The 13958-nt window shown below is 33.1% G+C and carries 8 protein-coding genes and 1 pseudogene; 7 read left to right on the top strand and 2 right to left on the bottom strand.

Features of this window, described 5'->3' with window-relative positions; all coding sequences use genetic code 11:
• Nucleotides 1-296: 296 nt before the first annotated feature.
• The 5 genes from DX933_RS13400 (at nucleotide 297) to DX933_RS13380 (ending at nucleotide 9796) form a co-directional block, all read left to right on the top strand.
• Nucleotides 297-1985 (top strand): DUF262 domain-containing protein, encoded by a 1689-nt coding sequence (locus DX933_RS13400; RefSeq protein ID WP_123316951.1) that lies wholly within the window; start codon nucleotides 297-299, stop codon nucleotides 1983-1985.
• On the top strand, nucleotides 1975-3450 hold the full coding sequence (locus DX933_RS13395; RefSeq protein WP_123316950.1) for a protein kinase: 1476 nt from the start codon (nucleotides 1975-1977) through the stop codon (nucleotides 3448-3450). The genes DX933_RS13400 and DX933_RS13395 overlap by 11 nt, the downstream gene beginning before the upstream one ends.
• Before the next feature lie 79 nt (nucleotides 3451-3529).
• Nucleotides 3530-4354: a hypothetical protein gene (locus DX933_RS13390; protein ID WP_123316949.1), complete on the top strand. Its 825-nt coding sequence runs from the start codon at nucleotides 3530-3532 to the stop codon at nucleotides 4352-4354.
• Between the two features lie 12 nt (nucleotides 4355-4366).
• Nucleotides 4367-5911, top strand: a complete 1545-nt coding sequence (locus DX933_RS13385; RefSeq protein ID WP_123316948.1) for a caspase family protein — start codon at nucleotides 4367-4369, stop codon at nucleotides 5909-5911.
• 219 nt (nucleotides 5912-6130) lie between these two features.
• A complete protein-coding gene (locus tag DX933_RS13380) occupies nucleotides 6131-9796 on the top strand; it encodes an SIR2 family protein (RefSeq protein ID WP_123316947.1) in 3666 nt (1221 codons plus the stop codon).
• Between the two features lie 207 nt (nucleotides 9797-10003).
• Here DX933_RS13380 and DX933_RS13375 read toward each other — a convergent pair whose 3' ends face one another.
• Both DX933_RS13375 and DX933_RS13370 read right to left on the bottom strand, forming a co-directional pair.
• Nucleotides 10004-10381, bottom strand: coding sequence for a VOC family protein (locus DX933_RS13375; RefSeq protein ID WP_123316946.1), 378 nt, complete (start codon nucleotides 10379-10381; stop codon nucleotides 10004-10006).
• A 53-nt stretch (nucleotides 10382-10434) separates the two neighbouring features.
• Nucleotides 10435-11298: pseudogene (locus DX933_RS13370) on the bottom strand (helix-turn-helix transcriptional regulator).
• Between the two features lie 435 nt (nucleotides 11299-11733).
• On the opposite strand from DX933_RS13370, the gene DX933_RS13365 reads away from it, so the two are divergent.
• On the top strand, nucleotides 11734-12513 hold the full coding sequence (locus DX933_RS13365; RefSeq protein ID WP_123316945.1) for an SDR family NAD(P)-dependent oxidoreductase: 780 nt from the start codon (nucleotides 11734-11736) through the stop codon (nucleotides 12511-12513).
• A 34-nt stretch (nucleotides 12514-12547) separates the two neighbouring features.
• Nucleotides 12548-13939 (top strand): aminomethyl-transferring glycine dehydrogenase subunit GcvPA, encoded by a 1392-nt coding sequence (gene gcvPA, locus DX933_RS13360; RefSeq protein WP_123316944.1) that lies wholly within the window; start codon nucleotides 12548-12550, stop codon nucleotides 13937-13939.
• Nucleotides 13940-13958 lie beyond the last annotated feature (19 nt).

Here is a 13958-nt window from a genome sequence, read left to right as displayed (position 1 = left end):
CTTTAAATTAGGATAGTTGTTAAAGAATTAATGTAATAAACACCAATGAATCGATTAGTTTTGACATTATACTGCAAGGCTTCGATATGCGAATGATTAGCTTGAAAAAATAATAAATTGAATCCTGCCTATTACTTATTTTAAGTAATAGGTCTTTTTTTGTAAAATGGGAGAAGAAAATGGAAATTTTCTGTATAATCATAAGAGAGTAGGATGGACGGGGTTCAAACTGCATATTTCCTAATGGAAGCACCCGAACCATTCCAGTACTTCTAAAATAAATGAGGTGAATAAAAATGACAACTAGTTTATTAGCTAAAGAGTATCCAATAGATAAGATCTTCAGTAACGATTATGCATTTTCAATACCTAATGTTCAAAGACCATATTCCTGGACAGAAGAAAATACAGAAGTTCTATTAGATGATTTACTAGAGTTCATTGACAATTCTTCAACAAATAACATTAATGAAATGAATCCGTACTTTTTAGGAAGTGTTGTTTTAATAAAGGAGGACGGGCCGGATTCACAAGTACTAGATGGACAACAACGATTAACTACTCTAACTATATTATTAGCTGTATTAAAGCATTTATTGCCAGAAAAGGCCAATGAGATTAAAGGATTCTTGTATGAGGAAGGAAATTCTTTAAGAGGCACTCCTGACCGTTTTCGATTGACATTAAGAGATCGGGATGCTGAATTTTTCAGGGAATATATACAAGCTGACGGCGGTATTGATAAATTACCATCAGAAGTGAAAGTTGAGAATGATAGTCAACAGCAAATAGTGAAAAATACACTTCTTTTAATTAAACGCCTTTCTAATATTTCACAAGAAGAACGGACTCAACTTGCTACCTTTATTATTATGAAGTGTTATTTAGTAGTCGTAAGCACGCCAGATTTTGATTCAGCGTATCGTATATTCTCTGTTTTAAATGACCGTGGTCTTGATTTATCACATTCAGATATTTTAAAAGCAGAAATTATTGGAAAGTTACCTAAAAAAGAGCAGGATAAATACAATGATATGTGGGAAAATGCAGAGGAATATTTAGGTAGAGAAACTTTTAATGAGTTATTTTCCCATATAAGAATGATTTATCGTAAGTACAAGTTGCGTTCAACAATTATCAAAGAATTCCGTGACTATGTTAAACCTTCTGAGAAACCAAAGGAGTTTATTGAAAGTAAGTTAGTTCCCTTTTCTAATGCACTTAAATATATATTAGAAATGAATTATAAAAGCGCTAATTTTGCAGAAGAGATAAATAACCAATTCTTTTGGTTACTAAAGGTTGATAATAGTGATTGGGTTCCTGCCGCAATACTATATCTATCTAGAAATGAAAATGAACCTAAAAAGCTATTAAAGTTTTTCACCAACCTTGAGCGATTGGCAATGGGAATGATGATTCTTCGATACAATATCAATCAACGTATTGAGCGTTACCGAAATCTACTTATTGAAATTGAAGACGATAAAAATCTATTTATATATGAATCATCTCTTCAATTAACGAATGAAGAAAAAAGACTTATCGTCAAACAATTAGACGGTGATTTATACCAAATGAAGAAAGTCCGTTTACCAGTATTACTAAAATTGGATTCATTATTGTCCGACGGGCAAGCTTCCTATAATTACGAACGAATTACTGTAGAACATGTATTGCCACAAAATCCCCAAGAAAAAAGTCAATGGACTGTATGGTTCCCTAATCAAGAAACTAGAGATGACTATGTACATAAGATAGGTAATTTAGTGCTGCTATCAAGACAAAAAAATAGCCAAGCAAAAAATTATGAATTTGATAAGAAAAAGGAGAAATACTTTAGTTCTAAGAAAGGTGTTAGTTCTTTTGTACTCACTTCTCAAGTATTAAATGAGAAGGAATGGACTGAAGATACTTTAAAACAAAGACAGGAGAAATTATTAAATAAGTTGATAGAGCATTGGAGGCTAACCCATGAATCATAATGAATATATAAAGCTATTGAAATTCTTTGATGATAGATTATGGGATAGGAAAGTTACAGTGACAAATTATAATTATAATGGAATTATTCTAGATTACTATTTTGAAATGTCCATTTTAAGTGTGGATTATTTAGATATCTATGACTATTTTAGTAGTGAAGGAGATTTTCAATTTAATGACACTGAATTGCTTACAGACCAGTTTGGAAATGTTAAAGAGGAAAAGAGAATAAAGCTAGTAGAAAACATTATTAACATTTTAGAACTCTCAAGCTTTGACAAAAATACCTCTGGGAATATAGTTGATAAAGTAGTTAAGTTCCTTGAACGGAATGGAATAATGGTAATTAATACGGAAAATACACCAATAGAACTTTCAAGTGATAACAAAATTGATGAAGGCTCTTATTGTAACATATTATTTGTGGAAAAGAACGTTTTGAGAAAGGAATTAAATAAATCTCATAAAGATGACACTAATCTACAAAAAAGAATGAAGTATGAATTTGAAAACATGCAAAAGCTTAAAGATTGCCCACAAATTTTAAATGTTTATAGTTTTGATCCTACAACCCACTCGTATTTAATGGAAAGAGCTGATATCAATTTATATGAATATCTAAGAAAGGAAGTAGATATATCTTTCCAGCAGAGATTGAAAATTATTTTTGATGTATTAGAAGGTATGAAGTATGCTCACGATCATTCTATTATTCATAGAGATTTACACCTTGGGAATGTATTGAAGATAGGGAATGATTTTGTTATTAGTGATTTTGGCCTTAGCAAAGACGAATCAATTGAAAGAAGTTTGAAATCATCTGCAACCGAAAAAAATAATCATATATTTATCGATCCTTTAGCCATAGGAGACTTTACTAAACTTGATAAGAAGAGTGATATTTATTCACTCGGTAAGATGATTGATTATGTATTTACCTTGGGAGCGAATAATACAGAGCATTTATTAACTTTTATTGTTGAAAAGTGTACAAGTCGCAGTAAAGATAAGAGGTATGATACGGTAGATGAAATCATTAGAGATATAAAAGTTAAATTAAATCTACGAGATAAAAGCATTGATAAGAAACAAGTGTTGGAAAACATACAAAATAACATCTTTACTCTACAGGTAAATGAATTTATTAAGGAATTAGTAGAAACTGATATGATTTGTGATTATTTAGTAAAGCATCGGATTTCGTCTTTTGGTAATTTAATTGTAAAAATGAATTCATTAGATCAAATCTCTACTTTAGAGGCAATTAATCAAGGTTATGTAGTTGCCACAGGTTACCGTCAATTTCAAAATTACGATATATTTGCTAGTATCGCATATTCCGTTTGCGAAAATACAGATGAAAATAGCATTTACGATATTTCTCGCGGGATATTAGAGGGATGCGCTCAGTATAGATATGAAGCTTCTAATTTATTAGAAAAGATTGATAGACAAAGAATCTAGTATTATCTTTTTGAACTATTTCTTTTCATTAAATGGCATTATATAAAATTTTGAATCTCCTTGAAGGGGGAAAAGAAGAATGGGTAAATTTAAAGATGGAGTCAAATCAATATCTGGGTTAGGAATAAATACATTTTTAGATGTTGCTTCTTCATATGCATCCAAAGAAGCTAAAGAACAGGTTGAACATTTTGCAGTTGAGATTGCAGCTGATGCAGGTGCCTCACTTATACCAGGTATTTCCGGTGCAGTATCATCATATAAGCGAATGCAATTCGAAAAAAATATTAATAGAATTATTGAAGAACTAAAGGCTTGTATTAATGATATTCAAAATAATTTCCAATCAAAGACAGATAAACAACAGGAACAAATAGACAAATTATTTGGATATGTATTAGAGTATGCTCTCAATGAACCTCAAGAAGATAAAATTGAATTTCTTATTAATGGTTTTGTCAAGATAACGATGCACGATTATATCACTGAAGATTTTGTTTTAACTTATTACGATGTAATGGAGGAACTAAGATTAGTTGATATTTCTGTATTAAGAATTTACAGTCAAAATTTATACATAGGACAAGGTTCAGAAACGTTTCATGATGTAATGGAAAAGCATGGTTTGAGTTACGAACAATATGATTCGGTTAGAAATAATTTATTACGGCTTGGTTTGTTAACTACAAAAAAGGAAGTTCAAACATTAGGAGACTTAGAGACGCTTTTTAAATCAATTAGTGAAATTCACAAATTTTTAAATATAGCCTTTGGCAAGACCAAGAAACGATTACCAAGTTTAAAAGACCCTAAAATGAAATCAAAAGATCAATTTCAAATTTCAAAATTTGGCAGGGATTTTATAGAATTTTTCTTGAAATCCTCACAAGATACCGTTCAATGAAGGTGTGATAATATGTCTAATTTAAACGCTCTTGTAGTTGGTGTAAGTAATTATTATATTCCTGATGTTGCTGACCTACCTTTTTGTACGAATGATGTTGCTTTAATGGAAGAAGCTTTAATAAGAGGATTGAAGGTACAAAAACAAAATATTACAACTTGTGGGAAGTATGGCGATGTTAAAACAGAAGATTTTATGCGTGCTTTATCTAAGGTAACAACAATCGATAAAAATGATACTCTAATTTTTTACTTTTCAGGTCATGGTGCTACTATAGATGGCCAACACTATCTAGTTTTTAGTGATGGAATCATAAGTACACAAGAAATTATAGAACACTTTAAGGAAATCCAGGCAAAGAGTAAGGTGATATTATTAGATTGTTGCTTTTCGGGCAACTTTTCAATTGATGAAACTTCTTCTTTTAACATCGAAAAGACAGTAGAGGAGTTCCAAGGTGAAGGGTATGCAGTGTTATCATCTAGCAATTCAGACCAAGTCTCTTATGGACATCCCGAAAAGCCTGTAAGTGTATTTACAAGTTTTCTCTGTGATGCATTTCAAGATAAGCACATAGTCAAACAAGGAAAAGTATCTTTATATGATATACAAAGACTTGTGTCCTTGTATTTAGAAGTGTGGAATAAAAGAAATCCTGATAAAAAGCAACATCCCGTTTTCAAGGCAAATATGGGAGGAACAATATTCTTTGATGTAAAAGAATATCAGCCGTACTATTCAACCAATATATATGCCGAATATGACAATTATATAATTTACAAAGTTGAGCCCGTTCATACAGGCTTAGCCAAAAGATATTCATTTAAGGTGATTTTAAAGGAACCGCTGTCATTAGAGGAAATTGGGAAGATATCATTAAAGATCAAAGACCAGGCTAAAAAAATTGAAGTCTATAATAATGAAATTGCCGAAAAAAGGTGGATTAATAAATTACCAAACATTATATGGGTTTACTTCGGTAGAGATGAAATCGATATATTAAAAAACAATTATATATGTCATACAACATGGGTAGATGAAAAGCAAGATAAAAAATGGTGGTATAAAATCAATGGTAAAGAAACTTTTATCTTAAATGGAGTTCATTACAACATTCATCCTTACTACGAGCAATTAAGAAGCTTGAATATAAAAAATATAGCTAGCAAAGAACACTTGGTATTTAAAACAAAAGATATTCTATCACGAATGGTAACCCTCGCGGAGAAAGTAATAAAGATATATAACGATCTTAAAAATGAGGAAATAACTGAAGAAGAATTATTTGAGGAAATGGATGCGTATATACCTGAATTGGACAAGTATTTTATTATGAGTACAGATTTAGATATAGCACCGATTGAATTGCATGATTGGGACTTGGCATGTTCAGGATTATTTGGAACAATCCACGATTTCACATTATTTTATAATAAAAAATATAAGACAATAAGAACATCAGAAAACAGAAGAGCTTTTATGGAAATGACTATAAAACAGTATTATTTGGACTTAAACAAGGTAAGTAAATTAGAAGAACAATTAATTAAAGTATAGGAAAGTAGGAAAAAGCATGGGGGGGAGGGGACTCTTGTACCATTTTTTCTACCAAAGTGGACGAACCTTCCCGACACTTTCATTTATTAATATAATTAGGAGAAATGTTAAATTTTTCTCTAAATCGTATTTATTTACTCCGAAACAGTAGGAACGTTGCTAGCTTCATGTATACAGTTGAACCATCTCCTACGCTATGGAGTTTATAGGAGGAATCTCATGAGTACCTTAATTTCAAAAATACCTAGCCTTCCAACAGAAATAAAAGATGCTGTAAATAACGATAAGTTAGCAATATTTCTAGGAGCGGGTGTATCGCGTTTAGTAGGATGTAAAGGCTGGGATCAACTGGCAGCAAATTTAATTAATAGATGTTTTACTGAAATGAAAGAAGATGGTGCTACTTGTATTAATTTTAGAGAGAAGGAAACCTTATCTAGCATCAATGATCATAAAAAAATAATAACGATATGTCATGATATCTTGAAAAGAAATAAACAAATAGATGCATTCTATGAGGAATTAGAAAAAGCCCTGCAACCAGTTTCTGAATTAATTAATAAACAAAATATATATAATGAATTACATGGGCTAAGAGGATTATTTATTACAACAAATGCAGATACTTGTTTTGATCAAAAATTTAATCCAACTCAAATTATATATAATGACTTTAATCCATTAGAAATAGATAGGACTAAACTTTATCATATTCATGGTTCGATAAATGATAAGAATTCTCTAGTTTTTACAGTTCCCCAATATATACAAAGATATAATAATGAAAACTTTAGGAAGTTTCTTGAAAATATTTTTGAGAAATATGTTGTTTTATTTGTTGGGTACGGAATGGCAGAGTTTGAACTACTTGACTTCCTTGTAACGAAATTTGATCACTCAAAAAATAAGGAATTAAGACATTTTACTCTCCAACCTTTCTATAAAGGGGAAGAAAATATACTAGGATTTGAACAATCTTATTATAACTCGATGGGAATAAAAGTGTTAGGTTATGAGAAGGACGAGAAGGGTTACGGACAATTATATGAAATAATTAAAAATTGGAATAAGGATATAAACCATTCAACTAGTTATTTATTTGACTCCTATAACATTTTGAATGAATCTCTTCAAAATCCTGATGATGAAAGAATAGATAGAGCTTTGCAATTAATTAAAAATGACGAACCACAAAGAAGATATTTTTTTAGAAAGATTCTAAAATCAGCGGATCCAGAAGTATGGCTTGAGCCACTTAAGGAACAAGGGTACTTTAATCCAGAAAATAATCCAACACCAAAGGAATCTGCAAGACAAGAGGGTTATTATACTATTCCAGATTGGTATGTTTTAGATTATCTCGAATTATTATCAACACGGAACAGTATAAGTCCTAATGCTAGAACTAAAACAAATAAACTACTAGTGAGTATAATAGACCGAATTATGGAGTACAAGTCGCCAGATGGGGAAAAAATAGATAACTTTAGAACAGATTGGATGCTTATTAAAATTGTATTCTCTTTACCTTCCGAATTAATTAAAGATGAACACTTTAATTATTTGCGTGAATCGCTTAATTCTAGATGGAATTCTAGTTTGATAGAATCTGAACTTCTCAAGAACATTTTCCCGAAAGTTCTTAAAAACCATGATAAGAATTTGGCTTTAAAATTACTGGATATTACTCTCGGTTTTAAGAATAAAGAAAATGAGAAGTATAATCCGAATGTGAATAATTACTATCTTAGTAATATACTAAAAAAGTTCAACCATGATATTGCAAAGGTTTGTGGGAAGCAAGTTGTTATAATGGCTACTAATAAGATAGAAGAAATTATTAATATGGTGCCAAATCGATTTAATAACATACAAATTCCAGCCATAGAAGATCATGAACAAAATAGATCGATTAGTAAATATGAAATGATAATAGTTCATTTTATTAGAGATATACTTAAATTTATGAACTATTCAATAGTAACAGAGGTTATTGAGGATTTTATAGGAAGGAGACATCCAATATTTAAAAGATTAATTGTACATACAATAAATATTAGGTATGAGGAATTCAATAAATACTTATGGAATTGGGAAGAAAATATTTTTGACGATTCATCTTTAAAACATGAGGTTTATGAACTGTTGAAGAATAACTGTACAAAATTTAGCGATGACCAAATTGGTAGTTTAGTCGATAAGATAGAGAATGCAAAATTCTATATACCTGAAAATACAACTGACTATGCTAATAAAATATATGCATATAAAAAGAAAGAGTTACTATTTCCACTAATTAGATCGAAGAATAGAGCGGTTATTGAACTGTACGAGAAATACGACAAGATAAATTCTGCCGAGGTAAGTCATCCCGGGTTACCGTTTTATTTTGAAAGTTGGAGCGGGAATGTAAGTCCAATTGAAGAAAAAGAGTTACTAAGTAAATCAAATAAGGAGATAGCAAAATATTTAAATCTATTTAAAGAAGAAAATGGAATCAAAAATCCAACAGAAGAAGGCTTAGCAGATTGTTTAAGAAGGTCTATAATCGAAGATCCTAGTAAATTTTCAGATGATTTACAGCCATTCCAAACTGTAAAATTAAAATATCAATATTCGATTATAAGAGGACTAAAAGAGGCGTGGAATAACAAGAAGTTTTTTTTATGGGGCAATGTATTTGATTACATTAAAGAAATTATTATGAAAGTCAACTTTTGGGAAAGGAAAGATAATACAAACTATCGTGACTTGATAATAATAGCAATTGCAGATCTCATCGAAGATGGAACAAAGGAAGATGGTAATGCATTTGAAATTGAGTTGTTGGATGAAGCGGAAGAAGTATTATTATATTTATTACCAAGAGTTGAAAATAAATCCTTGAATGAAGATAGGCTTGTGGACATTTCCTTAAATTCACCAAAAGGCAGAGTAATATCAGCATTAATTGTTTATTCTCTCCGTTATGCAAGAAATAATGCAATTATTGGCAACAATAGGTGGAAAAGTACAATTAAAAATGAGTTCACATATCTAATAGATAATGATAAGGCAATTGAGCTTTATGTTAATTTAGGTGAGTATCTTCCAAATCTTTATTATTTGGATGAGAATTGGGTAAAGAACAACATAAATACTATTTTTCCGAAAGAAGATATCAAATTGTGGGAAGCGACATTTACTGGTTATTTATGGGCTAATAATAAAATATATAAGGAAATATACAATCTATTAAAAGAAAATGAACATTATAGCATGGCATTGCATTATGATTTTAAGGAAACTCATGCTAATGAACAAATAGTTCAACATATATGCGTTGGTTTTATTAAGGGCTGGGAGAATATTAATGATCCGAATAGTTTAATCTCTATATTAATAAATAACAAGGAAGTATCGCAAATTGATGAAATTATTGATTTTTTCTGGCGTATTGAAGATAAAAGAAATAAAGAGCTGAGAATTAAAGTAATATCTTTATGGTCTAAATTACATAAGTTATTAAAAGAAAACATTCAAAAATCTGAGTTTCAGAATACATGTTCAAAACTGGCTGATTGGATAGGATTTATTGAAAATATTGATTCTGAAGTATTAGAGTGGATTAAGGACTCTGTAAAGTTCACAAAAAACGATTACCATTTCATGTCTTTGTTTGAGGAATTATCAAGACTTGTAGAGAAATCCCCTAAAGAGGTTGGAGAAATTATTCTTGAAAGTCTTAATTCGGATACCATTAATACTTATAATGAGGAAGAATTGATTCTAATTGTTAAAACACTTTATAAAAATAAAATACAGGAATATGCGGATAGAATATGTATTAGATATGCAGAAAATGGCTATGAGTTTTTGAATGAGATATACCAGGAATACCATTAATACTAATTATAGGGTAGCGGTCATTTAGACTGCCACCCTTGTATTTTTAAAAAAAGATTCACTCCCTTTTTACCCTACAAACCGGTACGGTGAACCGTACCATAAATAGTGGTAAAAGCAGAAGTAATTCCAGGTAAAGAAATAATTAATAGGCAAAAATAAATCGGGAGACCGTCCATACATTCTAGACGGTCTCCTATTTACATTTTATACCTGTACTTCACTCATCAATGCATGCGTATTATCTTCTGTATCTTTAAAAAATACCATCCATGTTTCCGTTTGTCCCAATTTCGCTACTACATGTGGTTGGTCGATAAAGATTACTTTTTTATCTACTAAGCGCTCATAAGTTTCTTTAATGTTAGTGACTTGAAAATAAATAACCGAACTTGAATGGGCGAATTCATTCTTTTCAGACAGTGATAACATAAGACGTAACCCACTACATTCAAAGAATGCCATGCTATCCGTTTCAAATAAAAGAGACAGACCCAGTTTTTCTTTATAAAATTCTAATGCTCGACTTAGGTCTTTAACAGGTATACCAATCTGTCCAACCTTTTGGATCATTGCCGTTTCCATAATAACCGTTCTCCTTTCAAATATCTATTCAATATAAGCATAAATAATCTTCTCTAATATTTCTTATCCAAAATCACCTTTTTTTGATATTCTGTTGGAGCTATACCAACATGTTGTTTAAACATTTTACTAAAGGATACCGGGTTATGATATCCAAGGATAAAGGCTATATCAGTCATGTTTTTATCTGTATTTGATAATAGTTGCTTTGATTTCTGTATTCTAAACTCTGAAATATGCCGATGAGGAGTTCTACCGTATATTTGATAGTAAGTCCTTAATAAATGGTTGGGTGATAAACAAGCAACCTTTGCAATTTCATCTAGTTTGATGGGTTTATCAAAATATGATGGAATATAATCATGTGCAATGCTTACCCTTCTAAATAATTCTTCACGTGTGGAATGTTTAATGGCTTATAGGCTTTCCATTTCTTTATATGTATTTACGTGTTCATTTAAAATAAAATGCATTATCATGTGAAAGTGTTCCTCATAACCAATCGAATTCGTATCAAGGCTATTGAGGGAATGCCTGAAATTATCCAGTTGAGAAGATAGCATATTGTTTTTATGGTAGGTTTTTTCAAAAAAACCAATTGAACTAATATCTTTAAGCGGATCGCTTAGAAGTTGATTATTTGTATCTGTTAGGGAACGAAAAACTTCTTCTGCAAAACCCTTTTTGAAGAATATACAAAAGGATTCTACAACGTTAGGCTCATCAATTGAAATTGTATATTCACCTTCATTGAGAAGTAGGTATCTACCCTCTTCAACAGCAAAAAAGCCTTTGTTTGTTCTGTAATGGGCTTTACCATTAAAGAAAGTTTTAATGGACAGCTGACCATTTCCTTCCCAGTAAAACTGTTCACTTTTTGCATGCAATATGAAGTTGGTAGATTCTTTTATTGTCATAATAACAACTCCAAAAATAGATTACTTCCCCCATTATACACAATAATCAAAAAAGTTGATTGTATTTATATTACTAACCACTGTGAAGGTAATGTATCAAAGAAAAACAGATTCCCAACAACAAACACCCCCAATCCAATCAACATCGAATTTCAGTAAAACTGAACATAAGTTCACTAAATAAACTGCTATAAATCACCAGAAATCCACATAACCAACCATCAACCACACCACTGGACTTTTTCCTTAATATTAATGCAACCATTGAAATAACAACGCTTAACCCTATCGACACAAAACAACCCTCTTCCATTTACCAATCCAAAATATTTACTAAATTTATATTGACACCTCCACACCGTCATGATAATATAACTTTAAAATTTATTAATTTAATTAATTCAAAATATTTATAACAAGGGAGGGAACTTTGATATGAACTATGAGGAATTGATCGGTTTGGAAGATAAGGTTGCTGTCGTGACTGGAGCGGCTTCAGGAATTGGTTTGGCTACGTCGAAGCTATTGGCTTCTGCTGGTTGTCAGGTAATCATGCTGGATATTAATGCAGCGGCGGGTCCTAGGGAGGCAGAAGACATCAAGGCAAATGGTGGGAAGGCTGTATTTATGACTTGTGATGTAACCTCAATAGATAACTGCAAATCTGTTATGGATGAAATTGAAAGCGCTTACGAAAGGGTTGATATTTTATTTAATAACGCGGGGGTCATTCGCAGGCAAAACGCTGTGGACCATAGTGAGGCAGATTGGGATTTGGTTCTGGATGTTTCCTTGAAGAGTGTGTTCTTGCTTTCCAAGTATGCTATTCCGCTAATGGCTCGTAATGGTGGTGGCAGCATTATAAATACGGGTTCGGGCTGGGGGCTCAAGGGAGGAGATAATGCGGTTTCTTATTGTGCGGCGAAGGCTGGTGTTGTGAATATTACGAAGGCGATGGCGATTGATCATGGCAAGGATAATATTCGGGTCAACTGTATTTGTCCGGGGGATACAGATACCCCATTGCTGAGAGGGGAAGCGGAGCAACTGAAGCTGGATGAAAAGGCGTTTCTTATCGCTTCAGGGGCGGATCGGCCACTCCGGAGAATTGGCACACCTGCTGATATCGCGAACGGGGTTTTATTCCTTGCAAGTGGATTGTCTGCTTGGGTATCGGGGACCACACTTGTTGTTGATGGTGGAGGACTGGCATAAATACGGACATGTTTGATGATAAAGGAGCGATCACATGACAAATTCAAAAGTAGATTCTGCGCATCCCTATATTCCGAATACGGTACCGGAAGTTCGTGATGCGATGTTGAAACAAATCGGAGCGGAAAGCGTGGAAGAACTATTTTCTGCAATTCCGGATGAACTCATTTACAAAAAAGAAATGGCTATCCCGGAAGCTTTAGCTGAATTCGACTTAAGCAAACACCTGGAAAGGACCTTGAATAAGAATACGAGCACAAAGGATGTGATTAGCTTTCTGGGCGGGGGTTGCTGGGAGCATTTTGTACCGGCTGTCTGTGATGAAGTGAATTCCAGAGCGGAGTTTCTCACGGCATATGCGGGTGATGAATATGAGGATCATGGCAGATTTCAAGTGTTGTTTGAGTATCAAAGCTTGGTTGCTGAATTAGTCGATATGGATGTGGTCAATGTACCGACCTTTGACTGGGCACAGGCAGCAGCAACCTCGATTCGAATGGCTTCGAGAATTACCGGTCGCAAGGAGGCATTGGTACCGAAAACCATCTCGCCAGATCGATTAAAAATTATAAAAAACTATTGCTCGCCGGATATTCAGCTTACTTTCGTTGATTATGATGAAGCGACAGGGAAAATGGATTTAGCTGATTTACAGCGCAAGCTATCTGCGGACGTTGCGGCGGTTTATTTTGAAAATCCGAGCTATCTCGGCTTCATTGAAACTGCCTGTAAGGAAATAAATGAGCTGGCGAAACAACATGCTGCGATTACGATTGTTGGGGTGGACCCGAGCTCCCTCGGCATCATGGAGCCGCCAAGTCGTTATGGGGCAGATATCGTTTGCGGCGAGCTGCAGCCACTTGGTATTCATATGAATTATGGTGGCGGTCTTTCCGGTTTTATCGCGACAAGAGATGAAGTGAAGTTTGTGGAAGAATTTCCTTCCCGACTATTTGGTGTGGCACCGACAAGTGTAGAAGGCGAATATGGGTTTGGCGATGTGTTGTATGAAAGAACGTCGATGGCACAAAGGGAGAAAGGCAAGGAATCGGTTGGTACACAGACATCGATGTGGGCGATTACGGCAGGTGTATATTTGGCATTAATGGGTCCGAATGGAATGAAGGAGCTTGGCACGACGATTATGCAGAAGTCTCAGTATGCGGTGCAGCAATTGGACAAAATCGAAGGCATCACTGCTTCTCATTTTAAGGGGATTAACTTTAAGGAATTTGTGGTTGATTTTAATGGCACGGGCAAGACGGTGAAAGAGGTTAACGAGAAACTGCGGGAAAAAGGTATTTTCGGAGGGATTGATTTATCGGAGGAGTTCCCGGAGCTTGGTCAGGCTGCGCTTTATTGTGTAACAGAGGTTCATTCCAAGGCGGATATTGATCAACTGGTTGAGGCGCTTCAATCGTTATAAATAACAAACAGAAATGAGG

The sequence above is a fragment of the Ornithinibacillus gellani genome (genome assembly GCF_003730295.1).
GTDB classification, from domain to species: Bacteria; Bacillota; Bacilli; order Bacillales; family Amphibacillaceae; genus Ornithinibacillus_A; species Ornithinibacillus_A gellani.
Note: the sequence above shows the minus strand (reverse complement) of the source record. Positions and strands in the feature narration are given on the sequence as shown.

What these genes read in the sequence shown, in the direction of transcription:
- DX933_RS13395 (WP_123316950.1), top strand. Translation starts at nt 1,975, where the DNA reads ATGAATCATAATGAATATATAAAGCTATTGAAATTCTTTGATGATAGA.
- DX933_RS13385 (WP_123316948.1), top strand. Translation starts at nt 4,367, where the DNA reads ATGTCTAATTTAAACGCTCTTGTAGTTGGTGTAAGTAATTATTATATT.
- gcvPA (WP_123316944.1), top strand. Translation starts at nt 12,548, where the DNA reads ATGACAAATTCAAAAGTAGATTCTGCGCATCCCTATATTCCGAATACG.
- DX933_RS13380 (WP_123316947.1), top strand. Translation starts at nt 6,131, where the DNA reads ATGAGTACCTTAATTTCAAAAATACCTAGCCTTCCAACAGAAATAAAA.
- DX933_RS13400 (WP_123316951.1), top strand. Translation starts at nt 297, where the DNA reads ATGACAACTAGTTTATTAGCTAAAGAGTATCCAATAGATAAGATCTTC.
- DX933_RS13390 (WP_123316949.1), top strand. Translation starts at nt 3,530, where the DNA reads ATGGGTAAATTTAAAGATGGAGTCAAATCAATATCTGGGTTAGGAATA.
- DX933_RS13375 (WP_123316946.1), bottom strand. Translation starts at nt 10,381, where the DNA reads ATGGAAACGGCAATGATCCAAAAGGTTGGACAGATTGGTATACCTGTT.
- DX933_RS13365 (WP_123316945.1), top strand. Translation starts at nt 11,734, where the DNA reads ATGAACTATGAGGAATTGATCGGTTTGGAAGATAAGGTTGCTGTCGTG.